The organism is Exiguobacterium sp. PvP048 (assembly GCF_040549175.1).
In the GTDB taxonomy this organism is placed as follows: Bacteria; Bacillota; Bacilli; order Exiguobacteriales; family Exiguobacteriaceae; genus Exiguobacterium_A; species Exiguobacterium_A artemiae.
Genome location: NZ_JBEPSU010000006.1, coordinates 46,542 through 67,158, shown reverse-complemented (window position 1 = coordinate 67,158; position 20,617 = coordinate 46,542). Strand labels below are relative to the sequence as shown.

The 20,617-nt window shown below is 52.0% G+C and carries 21 protein-coding genes; 14 read left to right on the top strand and 7 right to left on the bottom strand.

The window, feature by feature from the left end; all coding sequences use genetic code 11:
* The first annotated feature begins 15 nt into the window (after nucleotides 1–15).
* Both ABIC15_RS11540 and ABIC15_RS11535 read left to right on the top strand, forming a co-directional pair.
* Nucleotides 16–1,515 carry a UDP-glucose--hexose-1-phosphate uridylyltransferase gene (locus ABIC15_RS11540; protein ID WP_354020755.1) on the top strand — a complete coding sequence of 500 codons (1,500 nt, stop codon included), beginning with the start codon at nucleotides 16–18 and terminating at the stop codon, nucleotides 1,513–1,515.
* The gene (locus ABIC15_RS11535; protein ID WP_354020754.1) at nucleotides 1,512–2,531 is read left to right on the top strand and encodes an aldose epimerase family protein; all 1,020 of its coding nucleotides are present in this window, start codon (nucleotides 1,512–1,514) and stop codon (nucleotides 2,529–2,531) included. The genes ABIC15_RS11540 and ABIC15_RS11535 overlap by 4 nt, the downstream gene beginning before the upstream one ends.
* 430 nt (nucleotides 2,532–2,961) lie before the next feature.
* Here the strand turns inward: ABIC15_RS11535 and ABIC15_RS11530 are convergent, their stop codons facing one another.
* From ABIC15_RS11530 to ABIC15_RS11500, 7 genes are all read right to left on the bottom strand, one after another.
* Entirely contained in the window at nucleotides 2,962–3,483 is a 522-nt protein-coding gene (locus ABIC15_RS11530; RefSeq protein ID WP_354020753.1) for a methylated-DNA--[protein]-cysteine S-methyltransferase, read from the bottom strand.
* 77 nt (nucleotides 3,484–3,560) lie between these two features.
* Nucleotides 3,561–4,961, bottom strand: coding sequence for a dihydrolipoyl dehydrogenase family protein (locus tag ABIC15_RS11525; protein ID WP_354020752.1), 1,401 nt, complete (start codon nucleotides 4,959–4,961; stop codon nucleotides 3,561–3,563).
* On the bottom strand, nucleotides 4,962–6,176 hold the full coding sequence (locus tag ABIC15_RS11520) for a dihydrolipoamide acetyltransferase family protein (protein WP_354020751.1): 1,215 nt from the start codon (nucleotides 6,174–6,176) through the stop codon (nucleotides 4,962–4,964).
* 12 nt (nucleotides 6,177–6,188) lie between these two features.
* Complete coding sequence (locus tag ABIC15_RS11515; RefSeq protein ID WP_012369292.1) at nucleotides 6,189–7,187, bottom strand: alpha-ketoacid dehydrogenase subunit beta; 999 nt, start codon at nucleotides 7,185–7,187, stop codon at nucleotides 6,189–6,191.
* 1 nt (nucleotide 7,188) lies between these two features.
* On the bottom strand, nucleotides 7,189–8,241 hold the full coding sequence (gene pdhA, locus ABIC15_RS11510; RefSeq protein ID WP_354020750.1) for a pyruvate dehydrogenase (acetyl-transferring) E1 component subunit alpha: 1,053 nt from the start codon (nucleotides 8,239–8,241) through the stop codon (nucleotides 7,189–7,191).
* A 15-nt stretch (nucleotides 8,242–8,256) separates the two neighbouring features.
* On the bottom strand, nucleotides 8,257–9,399 hold the full coding sequence (locus ABIC15_RS11505; protein ID WP_012369294.1) for a Glu/Leu/Phe/Val family dehydrogenase: 1,143 nt from the start codon (nucleotides 9,397–9,399) through the stop codon (nucleotides 8,257–8,259).
* Nucleotides 9,400–9,442: 43 nt separating this feature from the next.
* A complete protein-coding gene (locus ABIC15_RS11500; protein ID WP_012369295.1) occupies nucleotides 9,443–9,838 on the bottom strand; it encodes a thioesterase family protein in 396 nt (131 codons plus the stop codon).
* A gap of 349 nt (nucleotides 9,839–10,187) precedes the next feature.
* Here ABIC15_RS11500 and ABIC15_RS11495 point away from each other — a divergent pair, with 349 nt between their 5' ends.
* From ABIC15_RS11495 to paaX, 12 genes are all read left to right on the top strand, one after another.
* Nucleotides 10,188–11,459 carry a phenylacetate--CoA ligase family protein gene (locus tag ABIC15_RS11495; RefSeq protein ID WP_354020810.1) on the top strand — a complete coding sequence of 424 codons (1,272 nt, stop codon included), beginning with the start codon at nucleotides 10,188–10,190 and terminating at the stop codon, nucleotides 11,457–11,459.
* A 17-nt stretch (nucleotides 11,460–11,476) separates the two neighbouring features.
* Entirely contained in the window at nucleotides 11,477–12,448 is a 972-nt protein-coding gene (paaA, locus tag ABIC15_RS11490) for a 1,2-phenylacetyl-CoA epoxidase subunit PaaA (protein WP_214766264.1), read from the top strand.
* A gap of 13 nt (nucleotides 12,449–12,461) precedes the next feature.
* Nucleotides 12,462–12,806 carry a 1,2-phenylacetyl-CoA epoxidase subunit PaaB gene (gene paaB / locus ABIC15_RS11485; protein ID WP_012369298.1) on the top strand — a complete coding sequence of 115 codons (345 nt, stop codon included), beginning with the start codon at nucleotides 12,462–12,464 and terminating at the stop codon, nucleotides 12,804–12,806.
* Entirely contained in the window at nucleotides 12,803–13,588 is a 786-nt protein-coding gene (gene paaC / locus ABIC15_RS11480) for a 1,2-phenylacetyl-CoA epoxidase subunit PaaC (protein ID WP_012369299.1), read from the top strand. The genes paaB and paaC overlap by 4 nt, the downstream gene beginning before the upstream one ends.
* A 14-nt stretch (nucleotides 13,589–13,602) precedes the next feature.
* The gene (paaD, locus tag ABIC15_RS11475) at nucleotides 13,603–14,097 is read left to right on the top strand and encodes a 1,2-phenylacetyl-CoA epoxidase subunit PaaD (RefSeq protein WP_354020749.1); all 495 of its coding nucleotides are present in this window, start codon (nucleotides 13,603–13,605) and stop codon (nucleotides 14,095–14,097) included.
* Nucleotides 14,098–14,112: 15 nt separating this feature from the next.
* Nucleotides 14,113–14,436 (top strand): EthD family reductase, encoded by a 324-nt coding sequence (locus ABIC15_RS11470; RefSeq protein ID WP_012369301.1) that lies wholly within the window; start codon nucleotides 14,113–14,115, stop codon nucleotides 14,434–14,436.
* Nucleotides 14,414–15,190 (top strand): enoyl-CoA hydratase/isomerase family protein, encoded by a 777-nt coding sequence (locus ABIC15_RS11465; RefSeq protein WP_354020748.1) that lies wholly within the window; start codon nucleotides 14,414–14,416, stop codon nucleotides 15,188–15,190. Before ABIC15_RS11470 ends, ABIC15_RS11465 begins: the two co-directional genes overlap by 23 nt.
* 14 nt (nucleotides 15,191–15,204) lie before the next feature.
* The gene (locus tag ABIC15_RS11460; protein ID WP_354020747.1) at nucleotides 15,205–16,713 is read left to right on the top strand and encodes an aldehyde dehydrogenase family protein; all 1,509 of its coding nucleotides are present in this window, start codon (nucleotides 15,205–15,207) and stop codon (nucleotides 16,711–16,713) included.
* A 56-nt stretch (nucleotides 16,714–16,769) separates the two neighbouring features.
* On the top strand, nucleotides 16,770–17,639 hold the full coding sequence (locus ABIC15_RS11455) for a 3-hydroxyacyl-CoA dehydrogenase (protein WP_354020809.1): 870 nt from the start codon (nucleotides 16,770–16,772) through the stop codon (nucleotides 17,637–17,639).
* Nucleotides 17,636–18,844 carry an acetyl-CoA C-acyltransferase gene (locus ABIC15_RS11450; protein WP_214766256.1) on the top strand — a complete coding sequence of 403 codons (1,209 nt, stop codon included), beginning with the start codon at nucleotides 17,636–17,638 and terminating at the stop codon, nucleotides 18,842–18,844. Before ABIC15_RS11455 ends, ABIC15_RS11450 begins: the two co-directional genes overlap by 4 nt.
* Entirely contained in the window at nucleotides 18,841–19,611 is a 771-nt protein-coding gene (locus ABIC15_RS11445) for an enoyl-CoA hydratase-related protein (RefSeq protein WP_012369306.1), read from the top strand. The genes ABIC15_RS11450 and ABIC15_RS11445 overlap by 4 nt, the downstream gene beginning before the upstream one ends.
* A gap of 76 nt (nucleotides 19,612–19,687) precedes the next feature.
* Entirely contained in the window at nucleotides 19,688–20,572 is an 885-nt protein-coding gene (paaX, locus tag ABIC15_RS11440; RefSeq protein WP_214766252.1) for a phenylacetic acid degradation operon negative regulatory protein PaaX, read from the top strand.
* Nucleotides 20,573–20,617: the final 45 nt, after the last annotated feature.

The window sequence follows — 20,617 nt, the reverse complement described above, 5'->3', positions numbered from 1 at the left end:
GAGTTAGGAGAGTGAATGGCGATGAATGAACTCATCAAACAATTAACAGAGCAGGCGGTCCGTCAACGGTTGATCGAACCGGAAGATACGGTCTACGCAAGAAACCGTCTCTTATCCTTGCTCGGGGAAGCTGCATACGTGGATCCGGGAACCGTCGGAACGCGTCCGATTCCTGATCTTTTGGACGAGATGATTGAACACCAGATCACGGCCGGGAAACTGGCACCGCGGCTGGATGAAAAAGAACGGCTGGCGGCAGAATTGATGGATGTGTTCGTCGATCGCCCGTCTCAAATTACTTCGACTTTCCGTCAGTTGTACGCTGAACATCCGCAACAGGCGACTGACTATTTTTATCAGCTCAGTCAAGCGAATAATTATATCCAGACGAAACGCATCGCCAAAAATATCCAGTATCAAGCGGATACGGTCTATGGTGAAATCGACATTACGATCAACCTGTCGAAACCGGAAAAAGATCCTCGTGAAATCGCGGCAGCACAAACGGAGGTCGTCGAATCGACCTATCCGACCTGTCTCTTGTGTGTCGAAAACGTCGGATATGCCGGACGGAGCAATCATCCGGCCCGTGCCAATCACCGGATTGTGCCGCTGTCACTCAGCGGTGAACCCTGGGCGTTACAATATTCACCGTACGTCTATTACAACGAACACAGCATCATCTTGTCGCAGGAGCACCGGGACATGGTCATTAACCGTCAAGCCTTTGCACGGTTACTTGAATTCGTCGCCCAGTTCCCGCATTATTTTGCCGGATCCAATGCAGACCTGCCGATCGTCGGTGGATCGATTTTGACGCATGATCATTATCAGGGCGGACGGTATGAATTTGCGATGGATCGGGCGAAGACGCTCCAAGAGTTCGTCCTACCGGATCATCCGGATGTGGCCGGTGAAACATTACATTGGCCGTTGACGGTCGTTCGGTTTAGCAGTACCGATGCTGACGCACTACTCGATGCGGCGGACGAGGTCTATCAGACCTGGTTGACGTACGAAGATACCGATCATCAGATTCTCGCAGCGACGGATGGTGTCCGCCACAATACGGTGACACCGATTGCCCGGATGCGCGGCGAACGGTTTGAACTCGATCTCGTCTTACGAAACAACCGGACATCGGAAAAACATCCGGACGGCATCTTCCATACGCATGCCGACATTCACCATATCAAACGCGAAAACATCGGTTTGATTGAAGTAATGGGACTCGCGGTGTTACCGGCCCGTCTGTTAAGTGAACTCGAGCAAGTCGAACAGTTCATCGTAGGGACGGCTGATTCGACAGCTCCGTCGCATCAAGAATGGGCAACGGAATTGAAAGCAGCATACAACGGGCAAGACGTGACGGACTATGTCCGCCAAGCGGTCGCAGCAAAATTTGTCCGTGGTCTTGAAGACTGTGGTGTCTTTAAACAAACGCCGGAGGGACAGGCGGGACTTGACCGCTTCCTTGAAACGGTCAGCCGACAAGTGGCAGGTGATCGACGATGACGAAGCAGACACAATTCATTCAGGAAACGGATCTCATTCGTCATACACTGACACAACCGGGAATCGAAGTCGAGATTTGGAATTATGGCGGTATCATCAATGACATTCGTGTTGCGGATCGGGATGGCCGGATCGAGAGTGTCGTCCTGGGTTTTGACACATTAAAGGAGTACCGGGACCATTCTCCATATTTCGGGGCCATCGTCGGCCGGGTCGCCGGGCGTATCGGACAAGCGCAAATGGAAGTGGAAGGAACCTTCTATCCACTGGCAGCAAACGATGGAACCCATCATCTGCACGGAGGAATCGACGGATTTGATCAAGCGCTTTTTGAGGTCGTCGAGGCCGCGACGGATCGACTTCATCTCCGTCTGTTCAGTCCGGACGGAGCGGAAGGGTATCCCGGCAACGTCACACTCGATGCAGTCTATCAGCTCGAAGGTGTCGTCTTGACGTTGACGATGCACGCGACGACGGATCAGACGACACCGTTAAACCTGACGAATCATACGTACTGGAATTTGTCGGGGAACTTACAACGGGATATCCTCGACCATCAATTGACGATTCCAAGTGAGATGTACTTGCCTGTCGGAGCGGATTTACTGCCAACCGGTGAGTTGCGGGACGTGACAGGGACACCTCTTGATTTCCGAACGGGACGACTGATTCGAAGCGGAGCGGAATCCGGTCATCCGGAAACGGCAGCCGCAGGGAACGGCTACGATCATCCGTTTCTTTTATCCGGACAGCCGATTCGGTTGGAAGACCCGGTAAGTGGCCGGTCTCTTGAAGTGACAACCAATCAACCCGTCGTCATCCTCTACACCGGGACGCAACTCGAGACGGATTATGAAATCCGCGGTGTCCGTTCCCGTCCTTCACTCGGACTGTGTCTTGAAACGCAGGTTCATCCGAATGCAGTGAATGAACCTAGTTTCCCAGATATTTTGGTTAAACCAAATCAGACCTACTACTGGGAAACGACTTACCGGTTTGGTGTAAATAACGATTGAACCAACGGGATACCCGGGATTATCTTTTTTCATAGCAGGGGCGTCGGAGTAAAATCCGGCGCCTCAGACTGAAGACAAAGTAGCGGTTTTTCTCTTGATCGAGAAGAACCGCTTTTTTGTTCGCTTCGAATCGTTTTCCTGGGACAAGCATCGCGCCGCATCGCTTTGCTGCTGGGTCGCTCCTGCTTGTTTTTCCCTAGGAAGCGATTTCGAGCGAACAAACACTGTTTCTTTCACGCCTTTTCCTCAGGTGAGACACCGGCCAGTTTGCGCTTTTTTCTGTAGGAGTGGCGTGAAGGCGAGTGATTCTTTTTTTTTTTACGGAATCAGGGTGGCGGACTATCATTCCGCCACCCTGATTTTTATAGAGAGTGACTTTTGAGTCAGTCCCTTTTTGTGTATGAACCAAGTGTTTCCCGATATTCTTCAATCACAGGAAAGGGAGTTTCGAGGACGAGACCTGTTCGATCTCCAACAGCTGACGTTTCATGTTCAGACCGCCCCAGTAACCGGTTAAGTCGCCTTTTTTGCCGACGATGCGGTGGCAGGGAACGACGATCAAAACACGATTTTTACTGATGGCGGTTCCGACAGCGCGCGTCGCACTCGGCCGGTAAATCTGTTGGGCGATATCTGAATACGTCACCGTCACACCGTATGGAACCTGACATAAGGCCTGCCAGACCTCCAATTGAAAGGGGGTGCCGATCAAATGAAGCGGGAGCGAGAACCGGGTGCGTGTCCCGTCTAAGTATTCTAGGAGTTGTTCCTGATACGGTTGCATGATACGTGGATGCTCGATCAGTTCAGCCCGGGGTAAATGCTTTCGGATCCAGTCGTCAAATAAGTCCGACGGTTCATTTAACGCACCGACATAACAAAGTCCGGTTCCCGTTGCCGCAATGGGAAAGGATGTGTCGTTCCAGTTCAACCTTGTAAAGTAGACTTCCATCGTCTAACCTCCTTCGCACTAAAAATCCAAACAACAAACCGGCCGTTACCTAGGAAAAGGAACGGTCCGGTTGCAACTTACGACTTCGCTAAGACATCCTGCTGACGAGGCGGTAAATGAATTGCCTGTCCGAGCAAGGCTTCGATAGCTTCCGTAAAGGCTTCGTTTCGACTTGGATGCGGCATGACCGGGAAGCGGACGTCTTCTTCTTTCGCATGCAGTTCAAGCGTCTGAGCAAAGACACCGGCCAATTCGATCGCACCTTCGCCGATCATATGAATACCGAGGATGAGACTGGTCGTCGCATCGGAAATCACTTTGATGAATCCGCTACCTCCTTCGATGGTCGTCGCTCCATTGGCGTTAAGTGCGAACTGCGCGGTCCGGAACGAATGACCGGCGTCTGTCGCCGTTTGTTCCGTCAAGCCGATCGAGACAATGGGCGGAAGGGAGCGGATGATGGTCGGATAATAGGGAACCGTCGTATCAGCCGACTGTCCGCTCAGATGTTCAGCGGTCCGTTTTGCCTCGTGGATGGCACGTGTTGCAATAGCGGGACCGGGTGTCACATCGCCGATCGCATAAATGTGAGGACGGTTCGTCTGTCCGAATGGATCGACGGGAATCGTTCCGTCTTCTGCTAACGTCACACCGATTCGTTCAAGCCCAAGCTCCAACGTATGCGGAACCCGGGGTAACGAGTGAAACAGGAAAGGAGCGGACCAGGTCGTTTCCTGCCCCTGTTTGACAACAGTCACGGTCACGTCCTCCTGAGCTTCGATTGCCGTGACGGTACCGGTGACCAACTGGATTTTTTGTTTTTTAAAGAGACGCCGCAACTCTTTGTCGAGACTCGGATCAAAATCGAATGCATCTGCAATCAGTGTGACTGACGTCCCGAGGGCTTTAAAACTCATGGCGGCTTCGATCGCGATATAGTCCTGTCCGATGATGACGAGACGTTCGGGTAACTCGGTCAATTGATATAACTGTTCGGCATTCAGTACGGAAGGGGCATCTTGCTTGATGCTGTGACTGCCGGTCGCAATCACGACATCGTTAAACCGGTACGTATCAAACTGATGCCCGAGCTCGACACCGATCCGGTCATCCGCCAAGAAGGAAGCCGTTCCGTGAACGACTTCAATTGCGTTGGCCTGACAGAGCGCTTCGACTCCGGTTCGTAATTGACGGATGGTCCGTTCCCGGTACTCGACCAATTGACTGAAATCATGTGTCGGATGAAACGAGAAGCCGAGAGCAGTCATATGTTTCGTTTGCAGTTTGACTTCTGCGGCATGAGCAACGACTTTAGACGGAATACATCCTTTGTTCAAACAAAGTCCGCCGATTTGTGCCTGTTCAATCAAAGTGACGGTTCGACCCAATTGACTGGCACGGATCGCAGCGGTGTAACCGGCTGGACCACCGCCAAGAATCACTAAATCACGTTCTTGCGTCAGTTCACCTACGACCATTTAAATCAGCTCCATCAATAAAGTAGTGGGGTGTTCGATCAATCCGGCGAACCGGTTCGTAAAAGCAACGGCCGTTGCGCCGTCGGCGACGCGGTGATCAAAGGACATCGAGAGATTCATCATCGAACGGATGACGATTTGATCGTGGTCGTCAACACAGACCCGTTTTTTTGTTTTATGGAAGGCAATCAAAGCAGTTTCCGGATAGTTGATGATTGGCGTCGCTCCCGTACTTCCGAGGGGACCGACATTACTCATCGTGAACGTGCTTGGTTTCAGGTCTGCAGCGCGTAAATCGCCTGTCTTGGCACGGGCCGACAGTTCTGCGACACGCGTGTGCAACTGTTGCATCGTCAATTTGTCAGCGTCACGGACGACCGGCACAATCAGTCCATCCGCCGTCTCGGTTGCGACGCCGATATGAAACTGTTGCTCGAGAATGATCTGTTCGTTGGCCTCATCAAGTTTAGCGTTAAAGACCGGGAAGTCTTGCAGTGCGACGATCAAGGCTTTAATGAAAAAGGCGTTGAAGCTGATCGGTTTATCGGCCGTCTTTAATTCTTCGCGTAAGGCGAGCAGGCGGGTCATATCGACTTCTTCGAAATGCGTGACATGCGGAATCGTAAAGAGCGACTGTGTCATTTTTTTAGCGATCTGCTTCCGGATGCCTCGGAACGGAATCGTTTCGACCGGGTTAGCGGAAAGTGTACTTGTCTGTTCGACGACATCGGTTTTCTCGACGGAAGTATCGGTATCGAGGAACCGCCGGACATCTTCCTCTGTCACACGACCTGACGGATCGGAAGGCGGAACTTGTTCCAAATCAATTCCATGTTCACGTGCGATTTTACGCGTGTACGGTGTAGCCAAGACACGCCGATTATTTGACGGAACAGCCGGTGTGACAACAGGCGGCCGGACTTTGATTTGTTCCGTCGTCTGCTGGATCGATTGTTCCGCAGTTACGGCCGTTTCTGTTTCAAGGGCTTCAATCAATAATAGGACCGTACCGACCGAGACGGTTTGACCGACAGGGATGATGAGGTCCGTAACGACACCGGAAACCGGTGCCGGTAATTCAGCGACCATTTTATCGGTCGACACTTCGACGACAGGCTGATCAATTGTGACACGATCCCCGACCCGGACCAGATAGTTCGCGATTTCACCTTCCGTCATCCCTTCACCAACGTCATGCAGCTTTACTTCAATCATCACATTCACTCCTTAAAAATCGACCGTACGCTGGATCGCTTCAAGCACACGCGTCGGCGTCGGGATGTAATGGTCCTCCAGGGCGAATAATGGAACAGGAACGTCGAACCCGGTGACGCGGGCAACTGGTGCCCGTAAATATAAGAACGAAGTATCGTTGATCAGCGCAAGCAGATCATTTCCAAGACCACCCGTTGCCTGGGCTTCATGAATGATCACAGCCCGGCCGGTTTTTTGGACCGATGCTGAAATCGTTTCACGATCCAGCGGATAAAGGGTCCGTAAATCAATCACTTCACAGGAGATACCACGGGTCGCGGCTTCCGTCGCGGCTTTTTGTGCGACTTGAACCATTGCTCCCCAGGCAATCAGGGTCACGTCCTGCCCTTCGGTGATGCAGTTGGCTTTACCGATTTCAATCGTATACGCTTCACTCGGAACCGGCTCCTTAAAGGCCCGGTAACTCCGCATCGACTCGAGGAACAGGACCGGGTCCGGATCTTCAATGGCGGCAATCAATAATCCTTTCGCATCATACGGCGTCGAAGGGCAGACGACTTTCAGGCCGGGCATCGAGGTAAACAGCGCTTCCGTACTGTCGGAATGGATTTCCGGTGCCCGAATGCCGGCGCCATAAGGTGCACGGATGACCATCGGTACACCGTAACGTCCCATTGTCCGCATCCGGATCCGTGAGACGTGGGTCATGATCTGTTCGTAAGCAGGATAGATAAAACCGAGAAATTGGATTTCGACAATCGGCTTAAATCCGTTGACCGCGAGACCGATCGATGTTCCGACGATGCCGGCTTCACTAAGCGGCGTATCGATGATCCGGTCTTCCCCGAACTCTTCCTGCAAACCGTCCGTTGCCCGGAAGACACCGCCGTTTTTTCCGACATCTTCTCCGAGTACAAGCGTCGTCTCATCGTCCGTCAGTTTTGTCCGTAAAGCATCGGTGACAGCCTGGACAAGCGTCATCTCTGTTTGCCGATTGATAGGTGTCGCCATGTTAATTCCCCCTTGCAGTCAGATAATCCGTTTTTTGACGGACTAAATCGTCCGGTAATGTTGCAAACGTATGGTCAAATAAATCATTGACGTCAGGCGGCGGGAAGGATTCCATCGTCTTGACGGCGGCTTCGACTTCTTCCTGATGACGGGACCGAATCGTTTCGATCTCCTGCTCATCATAAAAGCCCTGTTCCTTCATGAATGCTTCTAGTCGCTCGAAAGGATCCACTCGGTCCCGGGAGCGTTCCTGATCGCGGTATTTCGACGGATCGTCCGCCGTCGTATGGGCACCGAAGCGCCACGTGACGGCTTCGATCAATGTCGGACCGCCAGCGGAACGGGCCCGCTCCAGTGCTTTTTGCATCGTGAAATACACGGCGAACACGTCATTGCCGTCAATCCGTACACTTGGCATACCGTATGCCAATGCTTTTTGGGCAATCGTTTCCGAATGCATCTGTTTTTGAATCGGGACGGAAATCGCATAGCCGTTGTTTTGATTAAACAGGATCACCGGAGCCTGGAAGACGCTGGCGAAGTTCATGCCTTCATGAAAATCACCTTCCGACGTCGCTCCGTCGCCAAAGTAAGCGACGGCAACTTGGGTCGATCCTTTTCGTTTTTCCGCCCATGCCGCACCGACTGCGTGCGGAATTTGTGTGGCGATCGGAACAGCGGGTGGAAAGATATGCAACTCATCCGTCGGGACACAGCCTTCGACGCGTCCGTTCCAATATAAGAACGTCCGGACCATGTTGGCGCCAAACGTCAGTGTTGCTCCGTGATCCCGGTATGTCGGGAAGACCCAGTCTTTGTCCTGCAACGCATACGCACTGCCGACCTGTGCGGCTTCCTGTCCTTCGAACGGTGCATAGGTGCCAAGCCGCCCTTGACGTTGGAGATTGATCGCTTTCCGGTCAAACGTCCGGATTCGGTTCATATGTGTAAATAAGGCGAGGCTCAAGTCTTTTGTCAGCAAATCGGTTTTAGATGTATCGAGGACGTGTCCTGCATCATCAAGGATTCGGTAAATCGGAAATTCGGTTTCCATTGGTGTCACCTCCATTTAGTCGTTCCGGATGTTCCATTTCGGTTTGATCGTATTCGTAAAGATATTGTTATGACGAGACCGGATCTGAATCCGTTTGTTGCACATCCGGTTGGCGGCTTCGAGTGTCGTGATTGATTCTGCATGCGACTCGTTAAACACTTCTAGCACCGCATCATAGATATGTTTCGTTTTTAACAGGACACGTTCATGGTTTGCCCCGTACAGTTCGTCAGCGACTTGAATCAGACCGCCGCCGTTGACGATATAATCGGGTGCATATAAAATCCCGCGTTGCTGTAATTCGAGTGCCAGCGCATCGTCGGCCAGCTGGTTGTTGGCCGATCCGCAGATGGCTTTACATTGCAACTGTCCGATATTCGCCGCCTGGATGACACCACCATAGGCACACGGGACAAAGATGTCGGCATCTGTCAGATGAATTTCATGGGCAGCAATGACACGGACCGTTCCCGGTGTTTTTTCCGCCTGCTCAACGAGAGCAGCGAGAACGGCTTCGCTCAAATCGGATACATACAGATTCGCGCCGGCGGACAATAACTGTTCGGCAACTTTATAGCCGACTTTTCCAAGTCCCTGGACGGCATAACTGGCCCGGCTCAAGTCATCGGATCCGTATAAGGTTTCGACCGTTGCCCGCAAACCGTAAATGACACCTTCTGCCGTCGGAATCGATGAATCGCCGCTGCCGCCGAAGGCTTCCGGAATCCCGACGATCCGTGACGTTTCCCGGCTGGCATGGACGAAATCGTCCATCGTCGTGCCCATGTCCGTTCCGGTATAAAACCGTCCGCCGAGCGAATCGACGAATCGTCCGAAAGCACGGAACAATTCAGGTGTTTTGTCTGTTGCCGGATTACCGATGATGACAGCTTTCCCGCCGCCGAAATCAACGTCGGCTGCAGCGCATTTATACGTCATGCCGCGTGACAGCCGCAAGACATCATCGAGAGCTTCATCGACGGTCGAATACGGTGCCATCCGGCAACCACCTAAGGCGGGACCGAGTGTCGTATCATGAATGGCAATGATGGCTTGCAGACCGGACACAGGATCATTACAAAAAACGACCTGCTCGTGACCTGAGATTTTTTCCATGATCGATAGCGATGGATTTGTGGATGGGTTCAACATGTTCATAAAAACATCCTCCTAACTTTAGTAAGCGCTTTCATTTTTAAGTTCAAAAAACATGCGGCGTCAACTTTTCCTGAATCAGCTGCTTATTTAAGATAATCTGTTTGACTTCCCCAAGACCGATGACACGATTGCCGTGTCTGACTTCGACTTTTGCCAATACGCGACCCGGGGTAAGCTCACTGACAACGGCTTCAATCCGGATATTCGATCCGAGTGTCGCCATTCCTACATGCTTTAAGGAAACAGCTCCACCGACACCTTCCTCCTGTTCTTCCAGATAAGGAAGGATGAGTTTTCGGGCAGCCCATTCCATATGATAGACCATCGAGACGGTCGAATAGGCAGGATGGACAACCACACCCTCAAACTGTGCAAACATTTCTTCTGTGACAGTCGTCTCGATCACCGCAGAGTCGCCGAGCGACAAACCGTTTTTCACGTCGATTCCCCCTTACCCCTGACCAGAGCTGATCTTACCAAAAACAGTATAACACTTGTCACACGATATTTTATCAATCAGTTACAAAATGAGCAAACAATTTCAGGAATATTTTCCAAAAAGAAATATCGTTTTTTGAGTTTCTCTGTAGGAAAGGTCTCTATTCACATATTTAATCGAAATAAAGACGGATCTTAAGAAAGTTGGGAGCTTTTAACAAAATGAAGGATTGACAACATTGTGAACGTATCGTAGTTTAATGGTATAACCATTTTAAAACGAACGTTTATTTATTGTGTTATATAGACGCGGGAAGGGGTGCCACTTGTATAACGAAATCCTGGAAACGATGGAAGCGGAAGAACGGACGCGCTTACAACTGACAAGTCTACGAGAGACCGTTCGTCATGTGATGGAACATGTTCCGTTTTATCAAACCCGCTTCAAGGAACGGGGACTTGATGCCGAAGCACTGCAAACGATGGCAGACATCCAAAAGTTACCGTTCACGTATAAAAGTGACCTTCGGGAACAGTATCCGTTCGGATTGTTTGCCGTTCTGCCGCATGAAGCGGTGCGGATCCATGCCTCATCCGGAACAAGCGGAAAACCAACCGTCGTCGGTTATACACAAAGTGACCTCGATGACTGGTCGACCGCTGTTGCACGTGGTCTGGTCGCCATCGGTGCTGAAAAAACCGATTTGTTGCACAACGCCTACGGCTACGGTCTGTTCACCGGCGGACTTGGCTTGCACAGCGGAGCTGAACAGCTGGGAATGACGATTGTTCCCGTGTCCGGCGGTAATACGGATCGGCAAATCACATTGATTGAAGATTTTCAGCCGCGCGGAATTTGCGGAACACCGTCTTATATGTTGCATCTGGCGGAACGGATGGAAGAGAAGGGTCTCGATCCGAAGATGAGCAGCCTCCGGTACGGGATTTTCGGAGCCGAGCCATGGTCGGAAGAGCTGCGGCAGACTCTCGAAGACAAGTGGGGGATTCGGGCATTTGACATCTATGGTCTCAGCGAAATCATGGGTCCCGGTGTCGCGATGGAATGTCAGGAACAAAACGGATTGCATCTGATGGATGATTTGTTCATCACAGAAGTCATTGATCCCGTAACGGGCGAACCGCTACCAGAAGGAATGGTCGGGGAACTCGTTTTTACAAGCTTAAAAAAGAAAGCGCTTCCAATCATCCGGTACCGGACCGGGGATTTGGCATCCGTGACGACAAAAGTCTGTGCCTGCGGCCGGACGACGACCCGGATGTCACGGGTCAAAGGACGAACGGACGACATGATGATTATCCGGGGCGTCAATGTTTTCCCGTCCGAAATCGAACGGGTGCTGTTGCAACAACCGGGTGTCACACCGCACTATCAAATTCACCGGATTCAACGGGCAGGACTTGAAGCACTGGAACTGCACATCGAGCTCGAAGCTGGGACGGTTGCCGAAGAGCTGAAGCGGGTCATCTGTCATGCGATGAAAACAGAATGTCTGATATCAGTGGATCTGATTTGTCACCCGCCATATGGACTTCCGCGGTCTGAAGGCAAGGCCGTCCGAATCATCGACCGTCGCACAGAGTCTGAGAAGAAGTTTGTTTAAGCAAAGGAGGAAATGAAATGTACGATGCGACGCATCTTTTTGAACCACCGGTCATGACCGAAGAGGAAAAAATGGAACGATTTAAAGAACGGATCGAAAACGGGGAAAAAATTGAAGCCGACGACTGGATGCCTGATTTCTACCGGGACACGCTGATCAAATTGATTTCGATGCACGGCATCAGTGAAATCATGGGCGCCTTACCGGAAAAAGAATGGGTGCCGAAAGCGCCGTCCTTACGCCGGAAACTTGGTATCATGGCAAAAGTCCAGGATGAGATGGGACATGGTCAACTCCTGCTTCGGGTCGTTGAGGACTTGATGAAACCGTACGGAAAAACACGGGCGGATCTGATGGATGACTTATTCACGGGACGTCTTAAATTCCATAACGTCTTCCATATGCCGACCCGTTCCTGGGCAGACGCCGGGACAATCGGCTGGCTCGTCGACGGGGCAGCAATCATTACCCAGACGAACATGCTCGGAGCTTCCTACGGACCGTATGCACGGGCATTGCAACGGATTTGTGCCGAAGAAGTGTTCCATGCCCAGCACGGCGAATCAATCATCATGGCTCTGGCAGAAGGGACACCGGAACAAAAAGCAATGATTCAGGAATCGCTGGACGAGTGGTGGGAATCCCTGTTGATGTTCTTCGGTCCGGCATCAAAAGAAACGACCGGTACGTCCAAACAGGACGTGACGATCGCTTATAAAATCCGGACGAAGACAAACGAAGAGTTGCGGCAAAATTTCTTTACGAAATATGTTCCCCGTATCCGTTCGCTTGGTCTCATCATTCCGGATCCGACATTACGGTTTGATGAGGAAACCGGACAATGGATTTACGCCCAGCCGGACTGGACGGAATTCAAGAAAATCATTCAGGGCGGCGGTCCCCGTTCGAAGGAACGGCTCGCCTTACGCCAAACTTCATATCAAAACAATGCCTGGGTGCGCGAGGCACTTGCTGAGACGATCGGCTGAAGGAGGAAAGACCATGACGGAAACGTTTTATCAAGAGTTCGAAGTGTTCAGTAAACGGACGCCGAATGCAGCCTTTACGCATCAGTTCAGTTTACTGGCACCGAATAAAGAGATGGCTCTACTGATGGCGCAGGAAAATTTCATGCGCCGCGAACCGGTCGTCGACATCTGGGTCGTCAAACGGGCCGATATCCGGGGAATGACACCGGATGAAAAGCTGATGCTGCAACGGCTCGACAACAAAGATTACCGGACGACGAAAGGGTACGGTTACCTGAAGAAAAAATGGCGTCATTATGAGCAACAGATGCTCGATGAAAAAGAAATCATGTCCTGGCAAGGAGGCGATTCGAAATGACGGAAACAGAACGTTTAGCGTTGGCTTCACTGCTCTATCAACTGGCGGATGATGACTTTTTATACGCCTACCGGGGATCAGAGTGGTTAGGGCTCGCTCCGCATATCGAAGAAGATGTCGCGTCATCCTCGATTGCCCAGGATTCGATGGGGCATGCGGCGATGTACTATCAGCTGCTTGAAGAAATCGGAGAAGGAAAAGCCGATGCACTCGCACACGTCCGGCTTGCGCACGAACGGAAAAACTCCGTTCTCGTCGAACGCGTCAACGGACCGGGCTATTATATGGAAAACCCGGAATACGACTGGGCCTACGCCGTTGTCCGCAACTATTGTTACACGCTCGCGAAAAAGGTTCGGATTGATTCGTTGAAAAAAAGCAGTTATACGCCGCTTGCGGCCCTCGCCGTCAAGGTCAACATGGAGTTGTATTATCATCTGCTGCACTGGCAGACGTGGTTCACCCAGCTGTATCAATCGACGGAAACAGCCCGTCAGAAAATGGATGCGGCGCTTGAACGGGTGCTGGCAGACTTCGGTGATCTGTTTGATTACGGGGAAGCGTCAGAACTGATTGATGAAATGCGGTTGATTGAAGGTCAGGGGATTTTACTGGATCGCTGGTATCAGGCACTGACGCCGGTGCTCGTCGATCTAAACGTCACGTTGCCGGAAATGAAGATGACCTACAACGGACGAAACGGTGAGCACTCGCCTGATTTGAACGATGCCTTATCGACGCTCGGGGAAGTGTATCTGCTCGATCAGTCAGCGGTATGGTGAAGGGGGAACGGCAGATGACGACACGTTTAGAACAGGAGATCCGGCAGGCGCTCGATACGGTCAAGGATCCGGAAATCGATGCGGTCAGTATCCTGGATCTCGGGATGGTCGAAGCGACGGAATGGACGGAGACACCGTTCGGATACGATGTCCGGGTGACACTGCTGCCGACATTTTTAGGATGTCCGGCGCTTGATATCATTCAAAAAAATACGGAATCCGCGTTGTTGCAAGTACCTCGGGTCAATACGGTCAATGTCGTCTTCCTGTTTGATCCACCCTGGACATCGGACCGGATTACGGAACAAGGGATTGTCGGTCTGAAGTCGTTTGGGATTGCCCCGCCGCGCGTCGTCGACGGAAAATGGGAAATCGACTGTCCGTACTGCGGATCGACGTTCGTCTCGATTGAAAATCTGTTTGGTCCGACGGCTTGTCGCAGCATTTTATACTGTAAATCATGCAAAAATCCATTCGAGGCGATGAAACCCGTCTCTACTCTCATGTGAAGGAAGGTAATCATTATGGTAAAACTAATCGCGCTTTATACACATCCGGAAAACAAGGAACAGTTTGACGAGCATTACTTTAATGTCCATGGTCCGCTGACGGCCAAGATTCCCGGTCTGCAACAGATGACGGTCACGAAAATCGTCGGTTCACCGATGGGCGGAGACGGGAAATATTATCTGATGTGCGAAATGGTCTACGAAAGCCATGAAACGATGAAAGCCGGCATGCGTTCGCTTGAAGGGAAAGCATCCGGGAAAGATTTGATGGGCTTTGCGGGAGATCTTGTAACGCTGATGATTGGTGAAGAAGTCCATGCTGACGCCACAGTACGTTAAGGCGAGTATCGACGGTCGGATCGGCCGGATCCGGCTGAACCGTCCGGAGCGTTACAATGCCTTAAACCGGGCGATGATCCGGGAAATCGTCGAAGCGATGGAGCGGTTCGATCAGGATGAAACGGTTGCGGTCATCGTCCTGAACGGTGAAGGAAAATCCTTTTCCGCCGGAGCCGACATCGAGGAGATGGTCGACGCAACCCCGGTTTCGATGGAATTGCTTGATCCGTTTGCGGATTGGGACCGAATCAGCCGGCTGCATAAACCGTTGATTGCGGCCGTTCATGGCTTTGTGCTCGGCGGAGGGTTTGAACTGGCTCTCGCCTGCGACTTAATCTATGCGACACCCGAGACGCAGTTTGCGTTTCCGGAGGTCGGACTCGGCGTCATGCCGGGAGCCGGCGGAACCCAACGATTGACGAGACGAATCGGTCGGACACGGGCGCTTGAATGGTTATGGACGGGGGAACGGATGCCGGCACTGGAAGCGGAACGCCTTGGCATCATCAACCGCGTGTTCGCACCGGAACAATTCGAACATGACGTCATGACGCGTGCACACCAAATCGCCGCCCAGCCTCCGGTCTCCGTTCGTCTGATCAAAGATGCCGTCGATAAAGCAGGGAATCTATCGTTGCAAGACGGCATGGATCATGAACGACGAAATTTCTACTTACTATTCGGGACGAACGATCAAACGGAAGGCATGCAAGCTTTCGTTGAAAAACGCCAACCGACATTCAAAGGAAACTAAAAGGAGTGGGAGCTATGTCAACGGTACATGAAAAAACAATTGAGATGAAACGTTCCGTCTATCATCTGGTCATCAACGGTGAACAGGTCGAAGGGACATCAGGCGAGACATTCAAAACGTATAATCCGGCGACGGGCGAAGTCATCGCGGAAGTCGCAAAAGCGTCAAAAGCCGATGCCGATCGTGCTGTCCAGGCGGCGCGTGATGCTTTTGATCACGGGAAGTGGAAAATGTGGCCGGTCGGTCGCCGGTCACAAGTGCTGAATAAAATTGCCGGCATCATGCGTTCACGTTTTAATGAGCTCGTGGAACTCGAGATTCTGGATACCGGGAAATCACTCGCTGCGGCACAGGGACAAATCACGCAAGCGATTGAAGACTTTGAATTTTATGCCGGTGCCATCGTCGGTCACCGCGGATCCGTCAATAACGTGCCGGGTCAATTCCATAACTACACGGAAAAAGAACCGGTCGGCGTCTGTGCCCAAATCATTCCGTGGAACTATCCGTTGATGATGGCGGCGTGGAAAGTCGCACCGGCGATTGCCGTCGGCTGTTCGGTTGTCGTGAAACCGGCGACGCTGACACCACTGACAGCCATTATCCTGGGTGAAATTTGTCTCGAAGCCGGTGTACCGGCGGGCGTCGTCAACGTCATTCCGGGATCGGGCCGTGAAATCGGCAATCATTTGGTAGAGCATCCGAATGTTGATAAAGTGGCCTTCACCGGTTCAACACCAGTCGGAAAAGATATCATGGGCCGGGCGTCGGAAAGTCTGAAACGCGTCACGCTCGAGCTTGGCGGTAAATCACCGAATCTCGTCTTTGAGGATGCCGATATCACGGCAGCCGTCGACGGTTCGTTGTTCGGGATCTTCTACAACAGCGGTCAGTCGTGCGAAGCGCGCTCACGCCTGTACGTTCATGAAGACATTTACGATACGTTCATGGAACAATTCGTCGCGAAAACGAAACAATTGGTGCTCGGTAATCCGTTCGATAAAGGCACACACGTTGGAGCGATCATCGATCAACAGCAACTCGATGTCATCGACGGTTATGTCCAATCGGCGAAAGCGGACGGCGCTACGATTTTGACTGGGGGTCAAGTCGAGAAAGTAGCCGGCTTTGAAGAAGGTTTCTGGTATGCACCGACGATCATTGCCGATGTGACACACGACATGAAAGCCGTCCAGGAAGAAATCTTCGGACCGGTCGTCGTCGTGATGAAGTTCAAGGACGAAAAAGAAGCCGTGCGTCTCGCAAACGATACGGAGTTCGGACTCGGATCAGCGATTTGGACAAAAGACGGAGCGCGGGCGACACGGATTGCGAATCAAATCAAAGCCGGTATCGTCATGATCAACTGTCCGTTCTCGGCCTTCCCGGGCACACCGTTCGGCGGCTACAAACAATCTGGTTTCGGTCGTGAACTCTGCATCGAGACGCTTGATTTATATACGGAAACGAAAAGTATCCTGTCGTACTACGGCAGTCGTCCACTTAATCCGTTCGGACTGTAAAACCAAAGCGTGCGGACGTTCGTCCGGACGCTTTTTTTAAAGGGGGAAATCAGATGATGGTTCAACAGATGGTTGTCGTAGGATCAGGTGTGATGGGAAGAGGGATTGCGTACGTCGCAGCAGCAAGCGGATTTGACGTGACGCTCGTCGATGTGGAGCAACAACTGCTTGCGTCAGCGCAGCAAAAACTGGAAACGATTGCGGATAAAGGTGTCAGCCGTGGGAAAATGACGACGGAAGAAGTCGGTCAACTGTTCGACCGTTTGCGCTATGCAACGGATTTAGAAGAGGCGGTCAAAGAAGCAGATCTCGTAATCGAAGCTGTTCCGGAACGACTCGAAATCAAACGAATGGTGTTTGAGACACTGGACCGTCATGCGCCGGCGGAGTGTGTCTTTGCGACCAATACGTCGACGATGAGCCCGACCGAGATTGCGTCGTTTACGAAACGTCCGGAACGGGTCATGGCGATGCATTTCTTTAATCCGGTCCACCGGATGCCGCTCGTCGAACTGGCACGGGGTCTTGAGACATCGGACGAAACGGTAATGATCTGCGAAACCGTTGCGCAACAGATGGGAAAAGAGACGGTTGTCATTCAGGAGTTTCCCGGATTCGTTACGTCACGGATCAGTGCCCTTGTCGGAAATGAAGCGTTTTATATGCTCCAGGAAGGACTCGGGACACCGGAAGAAATTGATAAAGTGATCAAGCTTGGACTGAACTATCCGATGGGACCGTTTGAACTCGGGGATCTCGTCGGACTCGACACCCGTTTAAACAATCTGAAGTATCTGCATGAAAAATTGGGTGAAAAATACCGGCCGGCACCACTGCTCGAACAGTATGTCAAAGCAGGACGGCTCGGGCGAAAAACCGGACGCGGTGTCTATGAGTATTCCGACAGCGGGGTGAAGACACGATGAGACGTGTAGCGATCATTGATGCGGTCCGTACACCAATCGGCCGGTATAACGGGGCACTGAAAGACGTCCGCCCGGATGATTTAGGGGCGTGTGTCATTCAAGCCCTCGTTGACCGCAATCCGAATGTCGATCCGAAGCAAATCGAAGAAGTGATTTTCGGAAATGCCAATCAGGCGGGAGAAGATAACCGGAATGTCGCCCGGATGTCTGGCTTACTCGCCGGTCTGCCGGTAGAAGTCGCGGGAACAACCGTCAACCGGCTGTGCGGTTCCGGACTGGATGCCGTCATTGCGGCAGCCCGGGCGATTGCGATGAACGAAGGCGATATTTATATTGCCGGCGGAACGGAAAGCATGACCCGGGCTCCGTTCGTCATGGGCAAACCGGAAACGGGTTTCGCCCGCGGGAATCCGACGCTGTATGACACGACAATCGGCTGGCGGTTCGTCAATGAAAAGCTGCAAGGAATGTACGGAACGGACTCGATGCCGGAAACGGCGGAACACGTTGCAACCCGGTACGGCATTTCGCGGGAAACGCAGGACGATTTTGCCTTTTCCAGTCAGCAACGGGCGAAGCAGGCGATGGAAACACATCGTTTTCAAACCGAGCTGGTGCCGGTCCGGTATACGACACGTAAAGGACAGGTCATCGAAGTCGATACGGACGAACATCCGCGTCCCGATACAAGCCGTGAAAAGCTTGGAACGCTCAAAAGCCTGTTTCCGAACGGTACTGTTACAGCGGGAAATGCATCGGGTGTCAACGACGGGGCAGCCGCCTTGCTGTTGATGAACGAAGAAACGGCGAAACATCTTGGTCTGAAGCCTCTTGCCTATTACCGAGCCAGTGCCGTCGCCGGTGTTGAGCCTGCTGTCATGGGAATCGGACCGGTCGACGCGACCCGGAAAGTCTTGAAACGGGCCGGTTTGACGGTGGAGCAGCTGGACTTGATTGAACTCAACGAGGCGTTTGCGGCACAAAGCGTCGCCTGTATGAACGAGCTTGGATTACCGCCGGAAAAAGTTAATGTCAACGGAGGTGCGATCGCATTCGGTCATCCACTCGGCGCAAGCGGGGCACGGATTTTGACGACGTTAATCCACGAAATGTGCCGGACGAATCAGACATATGGTCTCGCAACGATGTGTGTCGGAGTCGGACAAGGCATTGCACTCATTGTTGAACGGGAGGAACTGACATGATTCATTTGGAACGTTTGGATCACGTCGCCGTTATTCGGGTGGACCGGCCGGAACGGCTGAACTGTTTCGATTATCCGACGCTGGTCGAATTGAAAGAGCTCGTCGCAACCGTCCGTCGCGAGCCGGATATCCGGGTCGTTCTCTTCACGGGAACGGGAAAAGCATTTAGTGCCGGAGCGGATTTAAAGGAACGGGTGACGTTAAACGAAACGGAAGTCCGACGGAACGTCGAAATGATTCGTGACGTCTTCGCAGATATTGCCCGTTTGCCGCAACCGACGATTGCTGCCGTCAACGGTCATGCGCTCGGAGGAGGCTTCGAATGGATGCTCGCCTGTGATTTCCGGATCATCGTCAACGGTGCGCTCGTCGGCTTAACGGAAACCAGTTTCGGGATCATTCCCGGCGCCGGCGGGACACAACGTCTGCCCCGGTTGATTGGGGAGACCCGGGCAAAGGAAATGATTTTCACCGCAAAAAAAATCGATGCGGAGACAGCGGAACGTTACGGCATCGTCTCGCGTGTCGTTCCGACCGTCGAAGAATTGATGGAAGTCTGTCTGGCTTTTGCCGACGAGATGCTGCGCAACGGACCGATTGCCATCCGGCAGGCGAAACAGGCAATCGACCAAGGGCTTGATCATACGCTTTCAGAAGGCTTGAAACTTGAAACAGCTGCCTATGAAACCGTCATCCCGACGGAAGACCGCTTGGAGGCGTTACGTGCTTTTGCCGAGAAACGGACACCGCAGTTTCAAGGAAAATGAGGATGGTCGTTCTCTGAAATAACACGTATACTAACGGTACACAACAAAACGTTATATTAAAGAGAGAGTGAATGACATGAGTGCGAATACACAATCGATGATTTTTACGGTCTACGGGGATTACATCCGTCATTACGGCAATCAAATCTGGGTCGGCAGTCTGATTCGTCTGCTCAAAGAGTTTGGTCATAATGAACAGGCGGTCCGGGTCGCGGTTTCCCGGATGGTCAAGCAAGGCTGGCTCACCTCACAAAAACAAGGCACGAAAAGTTTTTATTCGCTGACCCCGCGTGGTGTCGAGCGGATGGAAGAAGCCGCCCGGCGGATTTATAAATCGACACCTCATGTCTGGGACGGAAAATGGCGGACGCTGATGTACACGATTCCGGAAGACAAACGGCAAATCCGTGATGAATTGCGGAAAGAGTTGTCGTGGAGCGGCTTCGGAAATTTATCGAACGGTGTCTGGATTTCGCCGAACCCACTTGAAAAAGAAGCAGAACGGTTGATTGAAGCTTATGATATCAAGGCGTATGTCGACTTTTTTGTCGGCGAATACCATGGACCGCAACAGGATCAATCACTGGTCGAACGGGCCTTTCCGCTCGATGAATTACAGGAACGATATGAACGGTTCATTGCTGAGTACAGCCGGCGTTACATCGTCCATCAAAGCCGGATCCAGCTCGGTGAAATGGATGAGGAACAGTGTTTTGTCGAACGGACGACACTCGTCCATGAATACCGGAAGTTTTTATTTACGGATCCCGGACTGCCGCAGGAGCTGTTGCCGGATGAGTGGAGCGGTCATCACGCGGCCTTGTTGTTTGAACAATACTACCGGCTGCTCGCAGAACCGGCGAGCCGGTTTTTTGAATCCATTTTTCGTGAAACCCACGATGTGACGCAAAAAAGTGCCGATTATGATGCTTCGGAACATCCGTTGTTCGCAGAACGCTAAAACAAAAACGCTCATCCCGAAGAAACGAGATGAGCGTTTTCGTGC